This is a genomic window from Burkholderia sp. Tr-862, from assembly GCF_011753085.1.
Taxonomy (GTDB): Bacteria; Pseudomonadota; Gammaproteobacteria; order Burkholderiales; family Burkholderiaceae; genus Burkholderia; species Burkholderia ambifaria.
Map to the genome: position 1 here is coordinate 1 of NZ_VWWG01000011.1, position 22,961 is coordinate 22,961.

The window sequence follows — 22,961 nt, forward strand, 5'->3', positions numbered from 1 at the left end:
CATCGTGCGCGCGCCCGACGACCGCGAGATGCGCAGCCGCGCGTTGTACGGCGCATGGCTTGCCGGCACGTGTCTCGGCGCGGTCGGCATGGCGCTGCACCACAAGCTCTGTCATACGCTCGGCGGCGCGGAGCTGTCGCTGCTGGAGATCATGAAGCACATGCGCGCGAACGCCGACGTGCTGCTGTTCGACGACGGCCCGTTCCGCGCGGCGCTCGACGAGATCGGCGCGCGCGTCGACGTGCTCGACCAGGGCGCGCTCGCCGGGGTGCGCAAGCAGGGCGGCGTGTCGGTCGGCGCCTTGAAGCGGCTCGCCGGCCTGGTGCGCGACGTCGCACGGCGCGCACGCCGCGCCGAGGTGATCTATGCGAACACGCAGCGCGCGATGGTGGTCGCGGCGCTGGCCGGGCGGCTCGCGCGCAAGCCGGTGGTGTGGCACCTGCGCGACATCGTCAGCGGCGACCATTTCGGCAGCAAGCAGCTGATGGCGATCAAGTACTGCGCGCGGTTCGGCGTCACGCGGGTGATCGCGAACTCGGACGCGTCCGCGCAGGCGTTCCGCGCGCTGACGGGCTTCACGCCGCAGCACGTCGACGTCGTGTTCAACGGCATTTCGGCCGAACCGTTCGACGCGCTGGACAATGCCAGCCAGGCCGCGCTGCGCGCGCGCTTCGGGCTGCCCGAGCATGCATGGCTGGTCGGCTCGTTCAGCCGCCTCGCGCACTGGAAGGGGCAGCATCTGCTGTTGGAGGCCGCGGCACGCCATCCCGACATGCATGTGGTGCTGGTCGGCGCGCCGCTGTTCGGCGAGGACGAATACGCGGCGCAGCTGCACGACATCGTCGCGCGTCACGGGATGGGCGACCGCGTCCATTTCCTCGGGTTCCAGCGCGACGTGGCCGCGTGCATGAAGGCGGTCGACGTGGTCGCGCATACGTCGATCACGCCCGAGCCGTTCGGGCGCGTGATCGTCGAGGGGATGCTCGCGCGGCGGCCGGTGGTCGCGGCCCGCGCGGGCGGGGTCGTCGAGATCATCGAGGACGGTGAAAACGGGCTGCTCTGCGAGCCGGGCGACGCGGCCGCGCTGGCCGATGCGCTGGGCCGGCTGAAGCACGACGCCGCGCTGCGCGAGCGGCTCGTCGCGAGCGGGCGGGCGACCGCGGTGCGTCGGTTCGGCACCGAAACCTATGTGGAGCGGGTCGAGAAGATTCTCGCGGATACGGCGAAGGCCGCGAAGGCGAAGAAGCGGTAGGCGCGTTGCGCCCCGACGCGCGATGCGTCGGGAAACGAGCCCTCATGCGGTGTTGTGCTGCATGGGGGCTTTGCTTTTGGGCGGGCGGGGCGCCTGTCGCGCGTTCGGGCGACGGGTGTCGGGTGTCGGGATGGGCCGATGCGGCGTTGGCGCATGGATTACCGAGCGCGACTGTCGCCCGCCCCGTGATCGCTTGACGGAACGCCCTGAGCGGCGCCGTGCGGTCATGGTGCGGAGCTGGCGAGGGAATGGGCGACGCGACGGTAGTGCAGCCGCCCTGACGGCCCTCAGGCTCGATGGGGATGCTTGCGTACCGGGTACCTGCCGCGACCCGACGCGCGAATGGATCCCGGCGGTCCGTCCCGCCCATGAAAAAGCCCCCGCGCAGCCTGAGGCCGGGCGGGGGCGGTGAGCGCCGGAACGGCGCCGCTCAGACGGCCCGTTCGGGGGCCGGCGCGACGACGCGAGCGGTGCGCGTCGGCTTCAGGCTCGCCGACCACATCATCGCGGGGCGTTCGAACAGCCGGTAGAACACGTAGGCGACCGGAATCGCGGCGGCCATGAACGCGAACGACGGCCAGATCGACAGTTGCAGTTCGGAATGGAACAGCACCGAGCCGAGGCAGACGAACAGCGGCAGGTGGACGAGATACAGCGAATAGCTGAAGTCGCCGAACCAACTGAACACGCGCAGCAGCGGCGTCGGGCGCGGCGGGCAGGCGAGCGCGCGGTAGAGGAAGCACGCGAAGCCGGCCGCCCACAGCTGGAACGCGCCGTACTGGCCGATATGGAACGCGCCGCAGCCCGCGGCCAGCAGCACGGCGGCCGCGAGGTACCACGCACGCGACGGCACCGTAGCCGTGCCGTGTGCCGGTTGCGCGCGCACGTCGGCGATCCACGCGCCGATCGTCCAAGACAGCCAGTACGACGTGAAGAACTGCAGGTCGTGCCGTTCGAGCAGCCATGCCGACGCGACGTTGACGAGCGCGACGGTCGCCACGATGGCCGGCATCCCGATGCGCCGGCGCAGCGCGAACAGCAGCGGGTAGATCGCATAGAACTGGACTTCGAGCGACAGCGTCCACAGTGCGCCGTTCGACCCGTACGTGTAGCCGGCGACGCCCTGCAGCGAGAACAGGTTCACGAGGAACGCGGTGAGGCCGACGTCGCGGATCTTGTGGCTGACGGGCGCGATCTGCAGGCTGACCGCGTCCATCGCGAGCGTGAACAGCAGCGCGGCGAGCAGCACCGGGTAGATCCGGGCGAAGCGCCGCGCCCAGAAGTTCGTGGCGTCGAGCCGGTACGCGGGATTGGCCGCGAGCTTGAGCGCCGCGTTGCGGTGGATGCAATAGCCGCTGATCACGAAGAAGATCGGCACGCCGGCGGATCCCCACCCGAACGGGAAGGTCAGGTAGCCGACGATCACGCTCGGGTCGAGCGCATGACCGTAAGCACGATGGAAGCTCTGCATGCCGACCCAGACGACCTGGCGGCAATGGAAATAGGCGACGAGCAGCGCCGCGAACCCGCGCATCGCGTCGATCACGTGTTCCTTGTGGTCGGCGACGGGCGGCGCGGTCAAAGGCGATCCGCTGAAAGCTTGCATGCGATTCGATTCCTTGCGACGGATGAAGGGGATGGTCCAATCGTAATGCGCAAGAATTCGATCGAATCGATAAAAAAATCCCGCCGTGAAATAATGATATTTCAGATAGTGGTTTTATCCGGCTCTGAAAGCGGTTTGGCAGCCGCTCCAATTATTTGCGGATTTTTTTCTGATAGTTTGAAGCTCCAGTTGATTGAAGCAAGGAGCGGCAAGATGGACATGCATTGGATCGCTAGCGCAGCTGTACTGCTGGTCATGGCCGTGCTGTCGGCGTACCGCGAGGCGCTGCAGAACGAGCCGATTCGCCCCGGTCTCGAGCGGGGCGGCGTCCCGTTTATCGAGGAATTCGATTCGTAAGAATTTGTATCCGGAAAATCGGTAATTTGTTTCTGCTTCGGCAATCGGGTCGGCAATATCGACCGGATTCGCGGATTATCTATTTTCCGGAAACATGGGGCAATCGTTCCATATCGAAATGAGCGGAGTGGAATTGGCCGTACCGTCGATTCTCGATATGCCGTTCGGAAAACAATCGCGCCAGGTCGCAGGGCGACGCGGCGCAGTCAACGCAATCAGGATGCGAACATGTTGAAAGTCACCAGGGCCGTGTTCCCCGTTGCCGGTCTCGGCACGCGGTTCCTCCCGGCAACGAAGGCGAGCCCGAAGGAAATGCTGCCCGTCGTCGACAAGCCGCTGATCCAGTACGCGGTCGAGGAAGCGATCAACGCCGGAATCACCGAGATGATCTTCGTGACGGGGCGCAGCAAGCGCGCGATCGAGGATCACTTCGACAAGTCCTACGAGATCGAGGCCGAACTCGAGGCGCGCGGCAAGGAAAAGCTGCTCGAGCTCGTGCGCGGCATCAAGCCGAGCCACGTGAACTGCTTCTACGTGCGCCAGCCGGAAGCGCTCGGCCTCGGCCATGCGGTGTTGTGCGCGGAAAAGCTCGTGCACGGCGAGCCGTTCGCGGTGATCCTCGCCGACGACCTGCTGCACGGCGAACAGCCGGTGCTCAAGCAGCTCGTCGACGTGTTCGATCACTATCACAGCTCGGTGATCGGGGTCGAGACGATCCCGCGCGAGGACAGCCGCTCGTACGGCGTCGTCGAAGGCCGCGAGTGGGAAGAGGACATCATCAAGCTGTCGGGCATCATCGAGAAGCCGGCGCCGGAAGACGCGCCGTCGAACCTCGGCGTGGTCGGCCGCTACGTATTCATGCCGACGATCTTCGATCATCTGCGCAAGCTCAAGCCGGGCGCCGGCGGCGAACTGCAGCTGACCGACGCCGTCCAGTCGCTGCTCGCCAACGAACAGGTGCTCGCGTATCGCTACTTCGGCACGCGTTTCGATTGCGGCAGCAAGATCGGTTATCTCAAGGCGACCGTCGAGCTCGCGCTCCAGCATCCGGAAGTGAGCCGCGAATTCGAGGCGTACCTGCGTACCTGCCTGCCCGCGCTGGCTGCTGTCGCATAAGCAGCCGCGCTGCTCCGCTGTTTCAGGTGGTGGTTGTTCCGTTGGCCCCGGCTGCCTTGTGCGCCGGGGCTTTTTTGCGTGTGGGCGAGGTGGGGGAATGCGCGGCGCAGGGTAATCGGCGCGGTCGAAGCCGGCGGGATCGAACCGGGGCGTGCGCGGCGATTCCGGTGTGCCGCGAAGCGCGAACCGGTTGCCGGGTGCGCGGTGCGCAGTGCGTGGCTGCCGGGCACCGTGGCGATGAAACCGGCGCCGACGCGCCGGTTGCTTGTGGCCTCAGGGACGAAGGTTGCGCGGGGCGATAGCCCTCGTTGACGCTGAGTCGGTGTGTCGCTTCGCGGTGGATGTCGACGAAGCGCCACGGTGCCGCAGCGGCACTTTCATCCGCCGACGTGATGCGTGTTCGTGAGGGATGAACGGTGCCGGAGGCCGCACCGTTTCGGTGCTCGGTGTCGCCGGCCCCGACGCATGTTTTCCGCTTGCGTTGCGCCCGGACGGCTGTTCCGTTCAGCGCGGCGACGTGCTCGGCCGCGCGACGAAGTACCTGGCCAGCATCGCGGCGATCGGCTTCTTGAAGTCGAGCACGCGCCTTTCGAGATAGCGCCACGACAGATGGGCAAGCAGCACGGCGAGCGCGAACTGCAGCAGTTCGGGCAGCGCTTCCCGGACGATTCCGGGCATCGGCACGTGGGCGAACAGCGCGGGCATCTCGCCGAAACGTGCCGGAATCAGGTTGTGGAACAGGTAGAAGCCATAGCTGATCGTGCCGAGATAGACGAGCGGCGCCCAGTCGAGCAGCGCCACGGCCGGATGGTCGGGCTCGGTGACGATCCACAGCATCAGCGCGCCGAGCGACACGGACAGCCCGAGATCCACGAGCCCCGAGACGATGTCCGGCAGTGTCGTGAACGCGGGCAGCGTGAGGAAGAACACGACGCCGACGGCCCCGAGCCAGCCGGGCGGAATGCGGCGGACGACGCTCGGGCCGCGATCCGCGAGCGCCATCCCACCGACGCCGCCCAGCGCGATCAGCGCGAAATTCCACGGGGAAAACGCGTAGATCAGCACCGGCGACGCGTCGAGCGCGTACAGCGCGAGATGCGCGAGCGCGCACAGCGCGACGGCCGCGACGCCGAGCGCGACGTGGCGCGCGGCCGGCACCGCGAGCAGCGTGAGCGGCGCGATCAGATAGAACTGCTGCTCGACCGCGAGGCTCCAGAAGTGCGACGTGGAGCCCGGCCAGCCGTCCTTGACGACGCCGATCCAGTAGTTCGACAGGAACGCGGCGTGCCACGCGAGCCCGAGATTGACGCCGCGCTGGTAGAACAGCGCGTGCGTGATCGCGAGCGCGGCGAGCAGCAGGTAGTAGACGGGAAAGATCCGCAGCGCGCGCTTCGCGAGGAACAGCGCGAGCGCGTGGCGGCGGGTCATCGTGCCGCATTCGATCGCCTGACGGTTGCGATGCAGTTCGCCGACGATCAGGAATCCGCTGATGAAGAAAAACGTCCACACACCGAGCTTGCCCACGTCGACAGCGAGGACGTGGCCCTTGTGGGACAGGAAAACGAGGATGACGGCGATGGCTCGCAGGCCGTCGAGTCCTTTGACGTATCTGACTTCGCGCATGAAGACATCCGGGGCACTGAGCGAGGTCAGTATAGGTGCGCAAATATCGAACGTAATTCGCGTTCGGACGTATACGTGAAGGTGTTTTTTGACGTTCGAGCGTCGACGAAGTCGGTCGCGCGCAACAAAACCTGCGGGAAACCCCGCGAAAACGCATAAAAGTACTGCACGAAGCGTCGAGGCGCTTGTAGAATCCGGCGTTGAAGCGCGCGCGTTGCACGCTTCGTGTATCCAACGACCACACCTGGTAGGAGAAACATGGCGACTTCCGCAAAAAAGGTGGCCAAGAAGGCTGCCGCACCGGCCACCAAGAAAGTGGCTGCAAAAAAGGCTGCGCCCGCGAAGAAAGTAGTGGCCAAGAAGGCTGTCGCGAAGGCAGCACCGGCCGCTCCGACGCCGCTGAAGGACAAGTTCACGAAGGCATCGCTCGCAACGCACATCGCTGAGCGTGCAGCTGTCGAAGTGAAGGCGGTCAAGGCAGTGCTCACCGCACTCGAGAACGTCGTGCTGGGCTCGGTTCACAAGAAGGGCGCAGGCGAGTTCACGCTGCCGGGTCTGCTGAAGATCACGGCGCAAGTCGTGCCGGCGAAGAAGAAGCGCTTCGGCAAGGATCCGTTCACGGGCGAAGAGCGCTGGTTCCCGGCAAAGCCGGCCAGCGTGCGCGTGAAGGCACGTGCGCTGAAGAAGCTGAAGGACGCGGCTGCGTAATGCCGCGTAACGGCCGCCGAGCAAGTCGGCGACCGTTGCGATGTCCGACGGTCCCCGTACGCGAAAGCGTGCGGGGATTTTTATTGCGCTGCGCAATTCGCGCGGCGGTGATGTCGTGTCGCGCGGATGCGGCATGACGTGGTGCGCATCCGGGGCCGCGGGTCGTTCGTGCGGACGGCAGGATCGCTGCGTGCGTGCTGGCGCGCAGCTTTGCAACGCCGCGCGGCGCGGGGGTCTCGCGTCATGAACGCGGCGATCGTTCCCGTCGAGTCGCCGGCCAGATGGCTGCCGCGTGCGCCGCGATCGAATGGCATCTGGGTGCGACGCTGCAGGTGATGCATCTGTTCGGCTAGGCGCTCGACGGCGGGTGAAACCGCGCAGCGACATCGACCTGCTAATGACGATTGCCGCATCGCCGGGCGAAGCGGCACGGTGCGCGCTGATGCTCGACTTGCTCGATGTGTCGGCGTTGCCGGGGAGCACGGAGCACCTGCGCACGCGGGAAGTGACGATCGTCGTGCGTGGCGACGTGGTGCCGTGGCGTCATCCGGTCCGACCCGCGCTCCAGTTCGGCGAGTGGCTGCGCCGCGATCTATGTGCGGGGCATCGTCGAGCCACCAAGCGTCGATCACGATCTGGCGATCCTATTGACGAAGGGGCGGCAGCGCGACGTAGCGCTGCTCGAATCGCGAGCGGCCGCGTGGTTCGAGCCGGTGCCCGCTCACGACTTCGTCGCCGCGCTCCTGGCCACTGTCGCGCAGTGGCACGCCGAGCCGGAGTGGCGCGGCGACGAATACGACGTCGTGCTTGCGCTCGCACGCATCCAGTAAAACGCCGCGACCGGCAGGATCGCGCCGAAGGAGGTCACCGTGGCGTACATACTGGCGCGTTTGCCCGACGTGTACCGACCCGTCCTGTCGGCCGCGCGCACCGTCAATCTGCACGGTGACGGTGACGGAGCCGATGCGCTGCCGTCATGCGAACCGGTCGCCGCGTTCGTGCGCTACGCGCGACCGATCGTCAAAACGATGCTGTCGAGGTAGCGGTGTGTGAACGGCCGCTGCCTGCGATTGCGTCGCGGCGCGATGCAATCCGTCGAAGGATGCGGTCATTGCGCGGGCCGCACGCACGCACGCACGCCACGCACGCACGCACGCACGCACGCACGAACGCACGAACGCCACGAACGCCACGAACGCCACGAACGCCACGAACGCCACGAACGCCACGAACGCCACGAACGCCACGCACGCCACGCACGCCACGCACGCCACGCACGCCACGCACGCCACGCACGCCACGCACGCCACGCACGCCACGCCACGCCACGCCACGCCACGAACGCCACGAACGCCACGAACGCCACGAACGCCACGAACGAACGCCACGAACGAACGCCACGAACGAACGCCACGAACGAACGCCACGAACGAACGCCACGAACGCGCCAGCGCGCCCCCGAACGACGGCGCGGCGCCCGTTGGCTTCGTCAGCCCGCCGTGCCGGCGTACGCAGCCTTCAGCGCGGCGACGTCGAACTTCGTCATCTGCATCATGGCCGCGGCCACACGCGTCGCCTTGACCTCGTCGCGGTCGGTCATCATCGGGATCAGTGCGTCGGGCACGATCTGCCACGACACGCCGAAGCGGTCCCGCAGCCAGCCGCAGCCGTCGGCCGTGCCGCCGTTCTCGAGCAGCGCGCTCCAGTAACGGTCGAGTTCGGCCTGGTCGGCGCAACTGACCATCAGCGAGATCGCGTGGTTGAACGTCTCGGTGCGCGGGTGGCTCATCGCGGTGAACGGCTGCCCGAACAGTTCGAACTCGACTATCCGGGTGCCGCTGGTGCCGGGCACCGCCGTGACCCGCACGACGCGCGAGTTCGGGAAAATGTCCGTGTAGAAGGCCGCGGCTTCTTCGGCTTCCGTCGCGTACCAGAGGAACGGCGTGATCTTCTGAATCGTCATGGAGCGTCTCCTGTCTGCTGTCGGTGAGGGGCGGCCAATCTGCATGCCGCCATCGATACGACGAATCAAGCTCGTCGAAATCGACATGTCGAAGCATACGTGCTTCGTATCGGGGAATCGGGGGATTGGAGGATCGGAGAACCGGCGCACCCGAGTCGACAGCGCGAGGGGTCCCGCATGTGCTCAAAGAGGCTTCCCGCGCGCGACAGGGGCCCTAGGCGCCGCTCGCGGCGGGTTGCCGTACCCAAGGCCCGGCCGCGGCCGTAGCCCGCCACGGCGCCGCCGGCAACGGACGAAAAAAAACCAGCCAGGGCCGAAGCCGATGACTGGTTTTGCAGTTCGGCGACATGGCGTCGAAGACGCCATGCACACCGGAAACGTACTTCTTAGAACTTGTGACGAATGCCGAGTGCGACGAGTTCGGCCGAGCTCTTGCCGGCGAAGCCGTACGAAGCGATCGACGCTTGCGCGCTTTGCTCCACGCCGTCGACGAGCTGCGTGCCGCTCGCGTGCTGGTATGCGCCAACCAGGTAGATGTCCGTGCGCTTCGACAGCGAGTAGTCCGCGCCGACACCGACTTGATGGTACTTCGCCTTCGTGTCGCCGCTCGCTCGCGTGTACGAGTAGCCGAGGCCCAGCAGCAGCGGCGGCGTGACCTGGTACGTCACGAACGCGCGGCCCGTGTTGTACTTTTCGGTCGAACCGAAGCCCGAGAACGCGTCCGGCTTGTACTGTGCGTTGCTGTAGCCGAGGCCGAACGTCACCGGGCCCAGTGCGTACTGACCTGCGACTTGCGCGATGGCGATCGACTTCGCCGTTGCGTAACCCGAGTTGATCGGGCCGTCGAAGATCGCGTCGGACGTCGTCGAACCCCAGCCTGCGCGGCCGACAGCCGTCGTCGGCGACGGGTTGGCTGCGTAGAAGTAGCCAGCTGCAACGCCGACCGGGCCGTTGTTGTAGGCAGCCGCGACCGACCACGTCTGGCCCGAACCCGTCTTGCCTGCAACGCCGCCGAGGGCGTACATGCCTTCGACCTGGAAGCCGCCCCAGACCGGCGACGTGTACTTGATTGCGTTGCTGACGCGCAGCGAGTTGTCGTTGTTGTCGACGTCGCCCGGCGTTGCCATCACGCTACCGAAGTAGTTGTCAGCCGTCACTGCCTGGACCAGGTCGACCAGCGGGTCGTACTGGCGGCCGAGCGTCAGCGTACCGTACTGGTCGCTCTGGAGGCCGACGTATGCCTGGCGACCGAACATGCGACCGCCCTGGTTCAGGTGGCCCGTGCCCGGATCAAAGCCGTTTTCCAACTGGAAGATCGCCTTCAGGCCGCCGCCGAGGTCTTCAGCACCTTTCAGGCCCCAACGGCTGCCTTGCAGGTTGCCCGACAGCATTTGCCACGAGTTGTTGGCTTGACCGTTGTTGCCGTGAACCCATGCGATCGACGTGTCGATCACACCGTACAGCGTCACGCTCGACTGAGCATGAGCAGCGCCAGCGGCGCCCAGCAGGGCGAGCGAGAGGGTCGAGAGAGCGAGTTTCTTCATCGTTGAGTATCTCCACGCAAATGATTCGTCATTCGTTTATTTGTTGCGGATTGGAGAATAGCTCAGTGCCATCCAGGCAAGAAAGCTTAAAAAATAAAGTGTCTCGAAAAGGTAACAGCGGAAAAAAGTCTATATATATCAAGCACATCAAGGACTGTTCCTCTTTTTGAAATAGTTGACATTTGGTGCGGCGCGATTGTTGCAGTGGCCGATGCACTCGGCGACGGAAGGGCGGATTTCGCGGGGTGGCACGCAGAAATCGAGGCGAGCAAACGTTTGCCGGTGCAGCGGGCAAACCGGGCCGATGCAAAAAGCGCATCAACACGCGTGAACGCACGGCTGGGCGACGTGATTGCGAAAAGGAACGCGGTCGCGTAGGGAGCGCGGAGGCGGCGCGCGCGAGGCGCTTGGCCGCATGCGAGGCAATCCGCGGAGAATCAGTCGTCGCGTGTGCGATCGGTGGTGGGATCCATCGGCGCGGGCACGGCGGCCGCATTGCGTGCGCCGCGGTGCGCATCGCCGCGCGCGGCCGCGAATTCCGCGCCGAGCAGCAGCACGGCCGCCGAGAAGTACAGCCACATCAGCAGGACCGCGAACGATCCGGCCGCGCCGAACGCACTGGCCGTACCGGCACGCGCGAGATACAGCGCGAACAGCTTCTTGCCGCCGGAGAACAGGATCGCGGAGACGATCCCGCCGATCACCGCGTCGTGCCATGCGACGCGCGCGTCGGGCAGGAACTTCATCAGCACGGCGAACGCGGCCGCGAGCACCGCGATGCCGACGACGAACTGCAGCACGTTGGTGATCGCGACGTACGGAGAATCGCCAAGCAGCCACGTGCCGATGAACGTGATCGCGGTATCGAGCACGAGCGACACGATCAGCAGGAAGGCGACGCCGAGCACGAGCCCGAACGAGATGAGCCGCACCCGCACGAGCCCGAGCATGCTCGACCAGCGGTTTTCCGTGCTCGGCCAGATCACGCTCAGCGCGGTGTTCAGCGACGCGAAGGTCGCCGATGCGCCGATCGCGAGCGCGGCGAACGAGATCAGCGTCGCGATGCCGCCGCGCTCGCCCGCGCGATGCGCGTTCTGCACGATCGTCTGGATGCTGGCCGCCGCATCGTCGCCGATCAACTGGTGGGCCTGCTCGAACACCTGGCCGCGCGCGGCCTCGTCGCCGTAGAACCAGCCGGCCACGGCGATCACCATCACGAGCGTCGGCGCGAGCGAGAACGCCGAAAAGAACGCGATGCTCGCGGCCATCGCCGAGCAGCGGTGGGAGGAGAAACGCTGGAATGCGTTGAGCGCCCAGTTGGCCTGCTGTTGCGCGAGGCGGGTGGCTTCGGATGTGATCTGTCGTTTCATGACGGTTCGGTTGCGCGCTGACCACGGGACATCGGTGGATCAGACAAATCGGTATTGATCCGATGATTGCATCATAGTTGCGCTCAATGTCTATAATCCTTTCAGTTTCTCCCTACCCCACAAAGACGCCGAGACCATCATGCTACAAATGTCACGGCGCCAGTTCCTGAAGGTGACGGCCACGTCGCTTGCCGGATCGAGTCTTGCCCTGATGGGCTTTTCTCCGACGGAAGCGCTTGCCGAAGTCCGACAGTACAAGCTGGCGCGCACCGTCGAAACGCGCAACACCTGTCCTTACTGTTCAGTGGGTTGCGGCATCCTGATGTACAGCCTCGGTGACGGCGCGAAGAACGCGCAGCCGAGCATCATGCATATCGAAGGCGATCCCGACCATCCCGTCAACCGCGGCACGCTGTGCCCGAAGGGCGCGAGCCTGATCGATTTTATCCACAGCCCGAGCCGTCTGACGCACCCCGAGTATCGTGCGCCCGGCTCGGACAAGTGGGAACCCATCTCGTGGAACGATGCGCTCGACCGGATCGCGAAGCTGATGAAGGCCGACCGCGACGCGAACTTCGTCGAGACGGCGGAAGACGGCTCGAAGGTCAACCGCTGGCTGACCACCGGCATGCTGGCCGCGTCGGCGAGCAGCAACGAGGTCGGCTACCTGACGCACAAGACTGCCCGCAGTCTGGGGATGCTCGCATTCGACAATCAGGCGCGTGTCTGACATGGCCCGACGGTGGCAGGTCTTGCCCCGACGTTTGGCCGTGGAGCGATGACGAACCATTGGGTCGACATCAAGAACGCGGACGTGATTCTCGTGATGGGCGGCAATGCAGCCGAGGCCCATCCGTGCGGTTTCAAGTGGGTGACGGAGGCGAAGGCGCACCGCAAGGCGCGGCTGATCGTCGTCGACCCGCGCTTTACGCGTACGGCCTCGGTGGCCGACTACTACGCGCCGATCCGCACCGGCACCGACATCGTCTTCCTGGGCGGCGTCATCAACTATCTGCTGACGAACGACAAGATCCAGCATGAGTACGTGAAGAACTACACGGACTTCTCGTTCATCGTGCGCGAGGATTTCGCGTTCAACGACGGCATCTATTCCGGCTATGACGCCGAGAAGCACGCGTACCCCGACAAATCGAGCTGGGACTACGAGCGCGGCGACGACGGTTTCGTGAAGGTCGACCCGACGCTGCAGCATCCGCGCTGCGTGTACAACCTGATGAAGCAGCACTACGCGCGCTATACGCCGGACATGGTCCAGCAGACGTGCGGCACGCCGAAGGAGAAGTTCCTGAAGGTGTGCGAGATGCTCGCGACGACGGCCGTTCCCGGCCGCGCCGGCACGGTGCTGTACGCGCTCGGCTGGACCCACCACTCGATCGGTGCGCAGATGATCCGTACCGGCGCGATGGTGCAGCTGCTGCTCGGCAACATCGGCATCGCGGGTGGCGGGATGAACGCGCTGCGCGGCCACTCGAACATCCAGGGGCTGACCGACCTCGGGCTGATGTCGAACCTGCTGCCGGGCTACATGACGCTGCCGATGCAGTCCGAGCAGGATTTCGACGGCTACATCAAGAAGCGCGTGCAGTTGCCGCTGCGGCCGAACCAGTTGAGCTACTGGAAGAACTACAAGGCATTCCACGTCAGCTTCATGAAGTCGTGGTGGGGCGACGCGGCGACCGCCGAGAACAACTGGGGCTACGACTACCTGCCGAAGCTGGACAAGCAGTACGACCTGCTGCAGGTGCTCGAGTTGATGAGTGCCGGCAAGATGAACGGCTACATCTGCCAGGGCTTCAACCCGCTCGCGGCGGCGCCGTCGAAGGTGAAGACGGCCGCCGGGCTCGCGAAGCTGAAGTGGCTCGTGATCATGGATCCGCTGGCGACCGAGACGTCCGAGTTCTGGAAGCATCACGGCGACTACAACGACGTCGATGCGTCGAAGATCCAGACCGAGGTGTTCCGTCTGCCCACCACGTGCTTCGCGGAGGAAAACGGCTCGCTCGTGAGTTCGAGCCGCGTGCTGCAATGGCACTGGAAGGGCGCGGAGCCGCCGGGCGAGGCGAAGAGCGATCTCGAGATCATGTCGGGGCTGTTCCTGCGCATGCGCAAGATGTACCAGACGGACGGCGGCAAGTATCCGGACCCGATCGTCAACCTGACCTGGCCGTACGCGAACCCGGAAAGCCCGACGCCCGAAGAGCTCGCGATGGAGTTCAACGGGCGTGCGCTCGCCGATCTGCCGGATCCGAAGGATCCGACGAAGACACTCGTGAAGAAGGGCGAGCAGCTCGGCGCGTTCGCGCAGCTGAAGGACGACGGCACGACCGCGAGCGGCTGCTGGATCTTCTGCGGGGCATGGACGCAGGCCGGCAACCAGATGGGGCGGCGCGACAACTCGGATCCGACCGGCATCGGCCAGACGCTGAACTGGGCGTGGGCGTGGCCGGCGAACCGGCGGATCCTGTACAACCGCGCATCGTGCGACGTGAGCGGCAAGCCGTTCGACCCGACCCGCAAGCTGATCGGCTGGAACGGCAGCGCGTGGAAGGGCACCGACGTGCCGGACTTCAAGGCGGATGAACCACCTGAAGACGGGATGGGGCCGTTCATCATGAACCCGGAAGGCGTCGCGCGCTTCTTCGCCCGCGCGGGGATGAACGAAGGTCCGTTCCCCGAGCACTACGAGCCGTTCGAGACGCCGCTCGCCGCGAACCCGCTGCACCCGAACAACCCGCAGGCGCTGAACAATCCGGCCGCCCGCGTGTTCCCGGGCGACCGCGCGTCGTTCGGCAAGGTGTCCGAGTTCCCGCACGTCGCGACGACGTACCGGCTCACCGAGCATTTCCACTACTGGACCAAGCACGCGCGGCTGAACTCGATCATCCAGCCCGAGCAATTCGTCGAGATCGGCGAAGATCTCGCGAAGGAAGTCGGCGTCGCGCATGGCGACCGCGTGAAGGTGTCGTCCAAGCGCGGCTACATCATCGCGGTCGCGCTCGTCACGAAGCGGATCAAGCCGCTGACGATCGAGGGCAAGAAGGTCCAGACGGTCGGCGTCCCGTTGCACTGGGGCTTCAAGGGTCTGACGAAGCCCGGCTATCTCGCCAATACCCTGACTCCGTCCGTAGGCGACGGCAACTCGTACACACCGGAATTCAAGTCGTTCCTGGTGAAGGTCGAAAAGGCGTAAGGGGAAAGAGATGGCACTGCAATCGCTGGATATCAAGCGCGTCTCGGCCACCACGACGCCGCCGGCCACGGCGCGCGAACCGGTGACCGGGAGCGTCGCGAAGCTGATCGACGTATCGAAGTGCATCGGCTGCAAGGCGTGCCAGACGGCATGCATGGAGTGGAACGACCTGCGCGACGAAGTCGGCACCAACGTCGGCGTGTACGACAACCCGGCCGACCTGACCGAGCACTCGTGGACGGTGATGCGGTTCTCCGAATACGAGAACCCGGCCGGCGACCTCGAATGGCTGATCCGCAAGGACGGCTGCATGCACTGCGAGGATCCGGGCTGCCTGAAGGCATGCCCGTCGCCGGGCGCGATTGTGCAGTACAACAACGGGATCGTCGATTTCCACGAGGAGAACTGCATCGGTTGCGGCTATTGCGTGACCGGCTGCCCGTTCAATGTTCCGAGGATTTCGAAGAAGGATCATCGCGCGTACAAATGCACGCTCTGTTCCGACCGCGTCGCGGTCGGCCAGGAACCGGCCTGCGTGAAGACCTGCCCGACCGGCGCGATCGTGTTCGGCACCAAGGAGGACATGAAGCAGCATGCGGCCGAGCGGATCGAGGACCTGAAGGAGCGCGGCTTCGAGCATGCGGGGCTGTACGACCCGCAGGGCGTCGGCGGCACGCACGTGATGTACGTGCTGCACCACGCGGATAAACCATCGCTGTACCACGGGCTGCCCGACAATCCGTCGATCAGCCCGATGGTGAAGCTGTGGAAGGGGATCGCGAAGCCGCTCGCGGTCGCCGGCATCGCGCTGACCGCGCTCGCCGGATTCTTCCACTACATCCGGGTCGGTCCGAACGAGGTCAGCGACGAGGACGAGGCCGCCGCCCGCGACGAGGCGCGACGCATCAAGGAGGACGCAAAATGAAGCACGACGACCCCAACCTGATCGTCCGCTACACGGCGAACGAGCGCACGAACCACTGGATCACCGCGATCACCTTCGTGCTGCTCGCGCTGTCCGGGCTCGCGCTGTTCCATCCGTCGATGTTCTGGCTCACCGCGCTGTTCGGCGGCGGCCAGTGGACGCGGATCCTGCATCCGTTCGTCGGCCTCGTGATGTTCGTGTCGTTCGCGATTCTCGTGGTGCGCTTCTGGCACCACAACGTGCTCGACGCGGACGATCGGCAGTGGCTGAGGCAGATCGACGATGTGGTGACCAACCGGGAAGACAGGCTGCCGCCCGTCGGGCGCTATAACGCCGGACAGAAGCTGCTATTCTTCACGTTGGTGGCGTGCTTGCTGCTGCTCCTGCTGTCGGGGGTCGTGATCTGGCGGCGCTACTTCTCGTTCTACTTCCCGATCGGGGTGATCCGCGCGGCCGCTGTCGTGCATGCCGTGGCGGCCTTCGTGCTGATCGTCAGCATCATCGTGCACATTTACGCGGCGTTGTGGGTGAAGGGTTCGATCGGCGCGATGGTGCGCGGCACCGTCACGCTGGGCTGGGCCCGCAAGCATCACCCGAAGTGGTTCCGTGAAAGCGTGAAATAACGCACCGGAGCGGAACGGTTCGCCGATTGCGGCGTACCGTTTCGCCAACCGCCGGAATCGCCAGAAGCGCCGATTCGTCGGCGCTTGTTTGGGGGCTGTTCGGGCATTCCCCTAAAATAGATTATTAGTCACGGGTTGCCACGAGAAGGGCCACTCGCCACGTTGCACTCCTTGCGAATACGTCAGTATTCGCGGCGTCGCGCGCCTCGCGAGCGGCCCTTCTCGCGGCAACGCATGCGCGTTCCATGCGCAAACAGCCCCCTTGGAAGACATATTTGTGACACAACGCATTCTCGAACCGACCGAGATCTCGGCGCTCGATCATTCGGCCATTCCGCGCTTTCGCCTGCCGGAGCGCGCCACCGTGTTTTCGGCGCGCGCCGCGCGGCTGCGCAAGCTCGCCGACCTGAATCCGATCAGCGGTTACCTGCGGCTGATGGCCACGGTCGCCGATGCGCAGCATGCGACGCTCCAGACGCTGGAACTGCCGCTGCCGTCGAAGGAAGCGATCGCGCGTGCGCAGCAGCATTCGATGCCGCTCGTGCCGGCGCTCGGCGGCGAGCGCGATCCGCGCTGGCGCGCGGTGCTGTATGAGCTGCTCGACCGCGTCGAAGGCGCCGGGCTCGTCAACCCGCAGCTCGCGAAGCTGCTCGACCGGCTGCGCCTGATGGCGCCCGCCGAACCCGACGCACAGGCCGAGGCGATCCTCGCGCTGCGCTTCGCCGAGGTCGACCCGGCCACCGCGCCGTTCCTGATGGCCGCGCTGCAGGTCGTCTGGACCGATCTCGCGAGCCGCATCACGCCGGCCGACATCCCGTATCTCGACCAGCCGGGGCTGTGCCCCGTGTGCGGCACGCATCCGGTCGCGAGCGTCGTGCGCGTCGGCGGCCAGTTCCAGGGCTACCGTTTCCTGCAATGCGGGCTGTGCACGACCGAGTGGCACATGGTGCGCACGAAATGTTCGCACTGCGACTCGACCAAGGGCATCGCTTACCACGGAATCGAGGGCGGCAGCGAAGCCGTCAAGGCCGAGTCGTGCGACGAATGCAAGACTTATCGCAAGATCGGCTACCAGGAGAAGGACTACGAGTTCGAGCCGCTCGCGGACGATCTCGCGAGCCTCACGCTCGACCTGCTGATGAACGAAGCCGGCTACCAGCGCAGTTCGCCGAACCCGCTGCTGTGGCCGGACATGTCGCGCGAAGCGGATTGACGGCCGGCAGCCGGGGGCGGGCGCGAGAGCACCGGCGCCGGCTGCCTGCCGTGCTTGGAAATGGAGCCACCATTACGTGACCGAACCGGGTTTGAATGAACTGAATGCCGTCCTCGCGCGCGTGCCGTCGGTCGAGCGCGTGCTGTCGTCGGCGCCGCTGCAGCCGCTGCTCGCCGACTATGGCCGCACGCGCGTGCTGAACGCGGTGCGCGCCGAACTCGAACGCTGGCGTACCGCCGCGCAGCAGGATCCGCTGGCTGCCGAGCCGCTCGACGAGGCGCGCATCGCGGCAGCCGTCGCCCGCGCGCTGGCCGCGCAGAGCGCGGGCACCGTGCGCGCGGTGTTCAACCTGACGGGCACCGTGCTGCACACCAATCTCGGGCGCGCGCTGTTGCCCGACGACGCGGTGCGCGCGGTGGTCGACGCGCTCACCCAGCCCGTGAACCTCGAATTCGATCTCGCCACTGGCCGCCGCGGCGACCGCGACGATCTGATCGACGATCTGTTATGCGAACTGACCGGCGCGCAAGCCGCGACCGTCGTCAACAACAATGCCGCGGCCGTGCTACTGACGCTGTCGGCGCTGGCAACGAAGAAGGAAGTCGTCGTGTCGCGCGGCGAACTGGTCGAGATCGGCGGCGCGTTCCGCATTCCGGACATCATGAGCCGTGCCGGTGCGAAGCTGCACGAGGTCGGCACGACCAACCGAACCCATCTGCGCGACTATGCGGATGCAATCGGCCCGCGCACGGCGATGCTGATGAAGGTGCACTGCAGCAATTACGCGATCAGCGGCTTCACGAAGGAAGTGACGCTGGCCGAACTCGTGCCGCTTGCGCGCGAGCGCGGGCTGCCGGTGGCGGTCGATCTCGGCAGCGGCACGCTGGCCGATCTGTCGCAATGGGGCCTGCCGCACGAGACGACCGTGCAGGAAACCGTCGCGGCCGGCGCGGACCTCGTCACGTTCAGCGGCGACAAGCTGCTCGGCGGGCCGCAGGCCGGCCTGATCGTCGGCGATCGCGCGCTCGTCGCGAAGATCAAGAAACATCCGCTCAAGCGCGCGCTGCGCGTCGGCAAGCTGACGCTCGCCGCGCTCGAACCCGTGCTGCGGCTCTACCAGGCGCCGGAATTCCTGTGCGAGCGGCTCACGACGCTGCGGCTGCTGACGCGGCCGCAACGTGACATCGCCGAGGCCGCCGAGCGCGTGCGTCCGGCGTTGCAGGCCGCGCTCGGCAGCGGCTTCGACGTGCGCGTCGAGCCGATGTTCAGCCAGATCGGCAGCGGTGCGCTGCCGCTCGACCAGTTGCCGAGCGCCGGGCTCGTCGTGCGCACGCCGGACGGCAAGCGCGGCGGCCGCGCGCTCGCGCAGCTCGAGAAGCGGCTGCGCGAATGGCCGCGTCCGGTGATCGGCCGCGTGGCCGACAATGCGCTGCGGCTCGACCTGCGCTGCCTCGAAGCGGCCGACGAAGCGACATTCGTCGCGCAATGCGTGCGGATCGCAGGGCCCGCTGCATGATCGTCGGTACTGCAGGACATATCGATCACGGCAAGACGACGCTCGTACGGGCGCTGACGGGCGTCGACACCGACCGCTTGAAGGAAGAGAAGGCGCGCGGCATCTCGATCGAACTCGGATATGCGTATACGCCGCTCGAGAACGGCGACGTGCTCGGCCTGATCGACGTACCGGGCCACGAGAAGCTGGTTCATACGATGGCGGCCGGCGCGTGCGGAATCGACTTCGCGCTGCTCGTGATCGCCGCCGACGACGGCGTGATGCCGCAAACCCGCGAGCATCTCGCGATCCTGCAACTGCTCGGCGTGACGCATGGCGCGGTCGCGCTGACGAAGTGCGATCGCGTCGACGCCGCACGCCTGTCGGCGGTGCGCGACGAGATCGCCGCGTGGCTGCACGGCTCGACGCTCGATGGCGCGCCGGTCTTCGAAACCTGCGCGACGCGCGACGACGATCCGGGCGTCGCCGCATTGAAGCGTTTCCTCGCCGATGCGGCGCTCTCGTGGCGCGCGCGCCGCGACGACGGCCTGTTCCGGCTCGCGGTCGATCGCGTGTTTACGCTCGCCGGGCAGGGCACCGTGGTGACGGGCACCGCGTTCGCGGGGCGCGTGGCGACCGGCGACACGCTCGCGGTCGTGCGCACCGGCGCGGCGGCGCGCGTGCGCAGCATTCATGCGCAGAACCGACCGGTCGACGCGGGCCGCGCGGGCGAGCGCTGCGCGCTGAACCTGGCCGGCGTCGACAAGGCGGACGTCGAACGCGGCGATACCGTCGCGGATGCGCGGCTCGTCGCGACGTCGCCGCGGCTTGACGTTGAACTGACGCTGCTGGCCGACGCGGGGCTGACGCTGACGCACTGGGCGCCGCTGCACGTGCATCTCGGCACGCTGCATCGCGTCGCGCACGTCGCGCTGCTCGACGGCGATACGCTGGCGGCCGGCCAGAAGATGCGCGTGCAACTGGTGTTCGACGAACCCGTGTTCGCGCTGCCGGGCGATCGCTTCATCGTTCGCAATCCGCAAGCGACGCGCACCGTCGGCGGCGGCCGTGTGCTCGACCCGTTCGGTCCCGCGCGCAAGCGCCGCACGCCCGAGCGTCGCGCATGGCTCGACGCACTGGCGTCGTGGCTCGACGAAGGACGGCTCGATGCGCTGCTCGCGCAGGCGCCGCTCGGCATCGCCCGAACGATGCTCACGCACCTGAGCGGGTTTGCGCCCGACGTGCTCGCGTTGCCGGACGATGCGCTGGCGATTGGCCAGCGCGACGCCGCGTCGAACGAAGGTACGGTGATGGCGCGGGCGCACTGGCTGGCGCTGCAGGCGCGCACGATCGACACGCTGCGCGCGTATCACGAGCGCATGCCGGACGAGCAGGGGCTCGACGCGGCACGCCTGCGGCGGATGGTGGCGCCGCTCGTCGGCGATGCGCTGTGGCGCGCGCTCGTCGATGCGCTGGTGGACGGCGGGGAGGTGGCGCGTAGCGGGCCCTGGCTGCATCTGCCGTCGCATTCGGTGAGTTTCGATGCGCGCGAGGAAGCGCTGGCGCGGCAACTGCTGCCGCTGATCCACGCCGGGCGCTTCGATCCGCCGTGGGTCCGCGATCTGGCGCGCGAGACGGGTGCGGCGGAGGAGGCCGTGCGGACGCTGCTGCGCAAGCTCGCGCGGCGCGGCGACGTGCATCAGGTCGTGCGTGACCTGTTCTATCACGCGGATGTCGTGCGCGAGCTGGCCGGGCTGGTTGCGCATCTCGCGCCGACGCGCGGCGGCGGGCTCGATGCGGCGACGTTTCGCGACGCGACCGGGCTCGGCCGCAAGCGTGCGATCCAGATTCTCGAGTTCTTCGATCGGGTTGGGTATACTCGCTTCCACCGCGATCTCCACTTCCTGCGGCCTGACAGCGGTTGGGTGGATATTCAGGCGTAGGCGCTCGTCATTCTTCTCGCGCTTTTGGTTCTTTTCTCGTCGGAAGGCATTCGTATCCGGTGGTACGGCTGGACCTCAAATCCAGTTGGGGGTGTCAGACACTCCCGGGTCGGTTCGACTCCGGCTGCCTTCCGCCATTTCGCACTTCCACCGCTTTTCGATCGTCTGGTATTGCGACCTCCATGATTGATGTCGGCAGATGCCCTGTCTCCGACGCACGGGCGGCGGCGAATGCCGGACAAGCGGGCTACCCCTCCTCTTCGTGAGCCCGTTTGACGAGCCCGATCACCGTCGAGACGAGTGCGATCAGCAGCAGGAAAGCGAGGACCAAATAGCTCGGCGCATCCCGGATCACGGCCGCAATTGCGTGGTCGGCGACCGCGGACGCGGTTACAACGTTCAGGCCATAGACGATGAACCAACCGTTCAGAATCGTCAGGGCGATGGTGACCGTCAGCAATACGAAGCGAGCGCGATCGGCAGGCGGCCCGGCGGCGTGGTGCCTGTGCCGCCGGACTCGATCGTGTTTTTGATCGTCGCGAATGAACGAGCGATGACGCAAGGCTCAGCTGTTCGGAACGCTGTTGCCAGAACGCACGTCGACGTCCGTCAGGCCGCCCCCGAGCGCCTTGTAGAGCGCGACCGCGTTGCCCAGTTCGGCGTTGCGCAGATCCAGCAAGGCCTGACGCGCGGCATACAGCTGCCGCTGCGAGTCGAGCAGTTCCAGCCGATCCTCGATGCCGGCGCGATAGCGCAGGTTCACGAGATCGGTGCGGCGCTCGGCGCTCTTGACGACCCGGCTTTGCGCGTCGATCTGGCGGCTGAAGGTCTCGCGCCCGGCGAGGCCGTCGGCCACTTCGCGGAACGCGGTCTGGATCGCGCGTTCGTACTCGACGACCGCGCTGAACTTGCGCACTTCCGCGAGATTCAGTTCGGAACGCAGCCGGCCGCCCTGGAAGATCGGCAACGTGACCTGCGGCGCGAAGCTCCACACGCGCTGGCCGCCGTCGAACAGGCTGCCCAGCCCCGGGCTGAGGAAGCCGATCGACGAGGTCAGCGACAGGCGCGGGAAGAACGCCGCGCGCGCCGCGCCGATGTCGGCGTTGGCGGCGACGAGATTCTGCTCGGCCTGCTGGATGTCCGGCCGGCGGTACAGCAATTCCGACGGCAATCCGGCCGGCAATTGCGTCATCACCGGCTGGCGTTCCAGCGACAGCGGGTCGGGCAGGGTCTTCGGCAGGTCGGTGCCGACCAGCAACCGCAGCGCGTTGCCCGCCTGCTCGACGGCGCGCGAGCGCGCTTCGAGATCGGCGCTGGCGCTGGCGACCTGGCCTTCGGCCTGCGCGATGTCCACGCCGCTCGCCTGGTCCGCGAGCTTGAGCCGGCGCGCGAGATCGAGCGACTGACGCCAGTCGTTCAGCGTGCGCTCGGACAATGCGCGCTGTTCCTGCGCGAGGCGCTCGGCGAAATATGCGTTGGCCACGGAGCCGACGAGCGCGATCTGCACCGCGCGGCGGCCGTGATCGGTCGCGAGGTAGCGCGCGAACGCCGCATCGGACAGCGACTTCACGCGGCCGAACAGGTCGATCTCGAACGCGCTGACGCCGACGTTCACGCCGTACTGGTTCTGCGTGTTTTCGAGCAGCGGCGGGTTCGATTGCGAGTCGGCCGCCGTGCGCTGGCGCGTGAAGCTCGCGCCGGCGCCGATCGACGGCAGGCGTGCGGAACGCTGGATACCGTACTGCGCTTCGGCGGCCTGGACGTTCAGCGCGGCCAGGCGCAGGTCGCGATTGTTGTCGAGCGCGAGCTCGATCAGGCGCTGCAGGCGACGGTCGCCGAACATCGTGCGCCAGCCGAGATCGGCCGCGTTCGCGTGCTGGTCGGCCGCGGCAGCGGTCGTATAGGCGGTCGGCACCGGCATCTCGGGCTTGACCAGCTTCGGCGCCATCGAGCATGCCGACAGCGCGAGGGCGGCGGAAACCGCAGCGGAAAGAATAAGCAATCGCATGGCA

General features: G+C 66.5%; 17 protein-coding genes, 1 tRNA gene and 1 pseudogene. 12 read left to right on the forward strand and 7 right to left on the reverse strand.

The window, feature by feature from the left end:
- Positions 1-1,252: glycosyltransferase family 4 protein (locus tag F3J14_RS05930; protein WP_166722211.1), on the forward strand; the 1,252-nt coding region annotated here is incomplete at its 5' end.
- 430 nt (positions 1,253-1,682) lie between these two features.
- On the opposite strand, the gene F3J14_RS05935 is transcribed toward F3J14_RS05930, so the two are convergent.
- Positions 1,683-2,858 carry an acyltransferase gene (locus F3J14_RS05935; protein ID WP_166722212.1) on the reverse strand — a complete coding sequence of 392 codons (1,176 nt, stop codon included), beginning with the start codon at positions 2,856-2,858 and terminating at the stop codon, positions 1,683-1,685.
- A 45-nt stretch (positions 2,859-2,903) separates the two neighbouring features.
- On the opposite strand from F3J14_RS05935, the gene F3J14_RS05940 reads away from it, so the two are divergent.
- A complete protein-coding gene (locus F3J14_RS05940) occupies positions 2,904-3,215 on the forward strand; it encodes a hypothetical protein (protein WP_166722210.1) in 312 nt (103 codons plus the stop codon).
- A 228-nt stretch (positions 3,216-3,443) separates the two neighbouring features.
- Positions 3,444-4,331, forward strand: a complete 888-nt coding sequence (gene galU / locus F3J14_RS05945) for a UTP--glucose-1-phosphate uridylyltransferase GalU (RefSeq protein WP_006754479.1) — start codon at positions 3,444-3,446, stop codon at positions 4,329-4,331.
- Positions 4,332-4,835: 504 nt separating this feature from the next.
- Here the strand turns inward: galU and F3J14_RS05950 are convergent.
- The gene (locus F3J14_RS05950; RefSeq protein ID WP_166722213.1) at positions 4,836-5,954 is read right to left on the reverse strand and encodes an acyltransferase; all 1,119 of its coding nucleotides are present in this window, start codon (positions 5,952-5,954) and stop codon (positions 4,836-4,838) included.
- 258 nt (positions 5,955-6,212) lie between these two features.
- On the opposite strand from F3J14_RS05950, the gene F3J14_RS05955 reads away from it, so the two are divergent.
- Together F3J14_RS05955 and F3J14_RS05960 are read left to right on the forward strand one after the other, a co-directional pair.
- Positions 6,213-6,662 (forward strand): HU family DNA-binding protein, encoded by a 450-nt coding sequence (locus tag F3J14_RS05955; RefSeq protein WP_006754477.1) that lies wholly within the window; start codon positions 6,213-6,215, stop codon positions 6,660-6,662.
- A 281-nt stretch (positions 6,663-6,943) separates the two neighbouring features.
- Positions 6,944-7,705 (forward strand): annotated as a pseudogene (locus tag F3J14_RS05960) (aminoglycoside adenylyltransferase family protein).
- 446 nt (positions 7,706-8,151) lie between these two features.
- Here F3J14_RS05960 and F3J14_RS05970 read toward each other — a convergent pair.
- The 3 genes from F3J14_RS05970 to F3J14_RS05980 all read right to left on the reverse strand — a co-directional run bounded on the left by F3J14_RS05970 (position 8,152) and on the right by F3J14_RS05980 (position 11,539).
- Positions 8,152-8,625: a VOC family protein gene (locus F3J14_RS05970; protein ID WP_166722215.1), complete on the reverse strand. Its 474-nt coding sequence runs from the start codon at positions 8,623-8,625 to the stop codon at positions 8,152-8,154.
- A 386-nt stretch (positions 8,626-9,011) separates the two neighbouring features.
- Positions 9,012-10,169 carry a porin gene (locus tag F3J14_RS05975; protein ID WP_166722216.1) on the reverse strand — a complete coding sequence of 386 codons (1,158 nt, stop codon included), beginning with the start codon at positions 10,167-10,169 and terminating at the stop codon, positions 9,012-9,014.
- Positions 10,170-10,606: 437 nt separating this feature from the next.
- Positions 10,607-11,539, reverse strand: a complete 933-nt coding sequence (locus tag F3J14_RS05980; RefSeq protein WP_166722217.1) for a YihY/virulence factor BrkB family protein — start codon at positions 11,537-11,539, stop codon at positions 10,607-10,609.
- Between the two features lie 139 nt (positions 11,540-11,678).
- Between F3J14_RS05980 and fdnG the strand changes: the two genes are divergently transcribed.
- The 7 genes from fdnG to F3J14_RS06015 all read left to right on the forward strand — a co-directional run bounded on the left by fdnG (position 11,679) and on the right by F3J14_RS06015 (position 21,086).
- A complete protein-coding gene (gene fdnG, locus F3J14_RS05985; protein ID WP_166722218.1) occupies positions 11,679-14,750 on the forward strand; it encodes a formate dehydrogenase-N subunit alpha in 3,072 nt (1,023 codons plus the stop codon).
- Positions 14,751-14,760: 10 nt separating this feature from the next.
- Complete coding sequence (gene fdxH / locus F3J14_RS05990; RefSeq protein ID WP_166722219.1) at positions 14,761-15,675, forward strand: formate dehydrogenase subunit beta; 915 nt, start codon at positions 14,761-14,763, stop codon at positions 15,673-15,675.
- The gene (locus tag F3J14_RS05995; protein WP_166722220.1) at positions 15,672-16,298 is read left to right on the forward strand and encodes a formate dehydrogenase subunit gamma; all 627 of its coding nucleotides are present in this window, start codon (positions 15,672-15,674) and stop codon (positions 16,296-16,298) included. The genes fdxH and F3J14_RS05995 overlap by 4 nt, the downstream gene beginning before the upstream one ends.
- Before the next feature lie 277 nt (positions 16,299-16,575).
- Positions 16,576-17,511 (forward strand): formate dehydrogenase accessory protein FdhE, encoded by a 936-nt coding sequence (gene fdhE, locus F3J14_RS06000; RefSeq protein ID WP_348771943.1) that lies wholly within the window; start codon positions 16,576-16,578, stop codon positions 17,509-17,511.
- 76 nt (positions 17,512-17,587) lie between these two features.
- A complete protein-coding gene (gene selA, locus F3J14_RS06005; protein ID WP_166722222.1) occupies positions 17,588-19,027 on the forward strand; it encodes an L-seryl-tRNA(Sec) selenium transferase in 1,440 nt (479 codons plus the stop codon).
- The gene (selB, locus tag F3J14_RS06010; protein ID WP_166722223.1) at positions 19,024-20,949 is read left to right on the forward strand and encodes a selenocysteine-specific translation elongation factor; all 1,926 of its coding nucleotides are present in this window, start codon (positions 19,024-19,026) and stop codon (positions 20,947-20,949) included. The genes selA and selB overlap by 4 nt, the downstream gene beginning before the upstream one ends.
- 41 nt (positions 20,950-20,990) lie before the next feature.
- Positions 20,991-21,086, forward strand: a tRNA-Sec gene (locus F3J14_RS06015).
- Positions 21,087-21,196: 110 nt separating this feature from the next.
- On the opposite strand, the gene F3J14_RS06020 is transcribed toward F3J14_RS06015, so the two are convergent.
- Together F3J14_RS06020 and F3J14_RS06025 are read right to left on the reverse strand one after the other, a co-directional pair.
- Positions 21,197-21,511 carry a hypothetical protein gene (locus F3J14_RS06020; protein ID WP_166722224.1) on the reverse strand — a complete coding sequence of 105 codons (315 nt, stop codon included), beginning with the start codon at positions 21,509-21,511 and terminating at the stop codon, positions 21,197-21,199.
- A gap of 3 nt (positions 21,512-21,514) precedes the next feature.
- Positions 21,515-22,957 carry an efflux transporter outer membrane subunit gene (locus F3J14_RS06025; protein WP_166722225.1) on the reverse strand — a complete coding sequence of 481 codons (1,443 nt, stop codon included), beginning with the start codon at positions 22,955-22,957 and terminating at the stop codon, positions 21,515-21,517.
- Positions 22,958-22,961 lie beyond the last annotated feature (4 nt).

Excerpts from the sequence above, each read along its gene's own strand:
- F3J14_RS05935 (WP_166722212.1), bottom strand. The coding sequence starts at position 2,858 with ATGCAAGCTTTCAGCGGATCGCCTTTGACCGCGCCGCCCGTCGCCGAC.
- F3J14_RS05940 (WP_166722210.1), top strand. The coding sequence starts at position 2,904 with ATGCGCAAGAATTCGATCGAATCGATAAAAAAATCCCGCCGTGAAATA.
- galU (WP_006754479.1), top strand. The coding sequence starts at position 3,444 with ATGTTGAAAGTCACCAGGGCCGTGTTCCCCGTTGCCGGTCTCGGCACG.
- F3J14_RS05950 (WP_166722213.1), bottom strand. The coding sequence starts at position 5,954 with ATGCGCGAAGTCAGATACGTCAAAGGACTCGACGGCCTGCGAGCCATC.
- F3J14_RS05955 (WP_006754477.1), top strand. The coding sequence starts at position 6,213 with ATGGCGACTTCCGCAAAAAAGGTGGCCAAGAAGGCTGCCGCACCGGCC.
- F3J14_RS05970 (WP_166722215.1), bottom strand. The coding sequence starts at position 8,625 with ATGACGATTCAGAAGATCACGCCGTTCCTCTGGTACGCGACGGAAGCC.
- F3J14_RS05975 (WP_166722216.1), bottom strand. The coding sequence starts at position 10,169 with ATGAAGAAACTCGCTCTCTCGACCCTCTCGCTCGCCCTGCTGGGCGCC.
- F3J14_RS05980 (WP_166722217.1), bottom strand. The coding sequence starts at position 11,539 with ATGAAACGACAGATCACATCCGAAGCCACCCGCCTCGCGCAACAGCAG.
- fdxH (WP_166722219.1), top strand. The coding sequence starts at position 14,761 with ATGGCACTGCAATCGCTGGATATCAAGCGCGTCTCGGCCACCACGACG.
- F3J14_RS05995 (WP_166722220.1), top strand. The coding sequence starts at position 15,672 with ATGAAGCACGACGACCCCAACCTGATCGTCCGCTACACGGCGAACGAG.
- selB (WP_166722223.1), top strand. The coding sequence starts at position 19,024 with ATGATCGTCGGTACTGCAGGACATATCGATCACGGCAAGACGACGCTC.
- F3J14_RS06025 (WP_166722225.1), bottom strand. The coding sequence starts at position 22,957 with ATGCGATTGCTTATTCTTTCCGCTGCGGTTTCCGCCGCCCTCGCGCTG.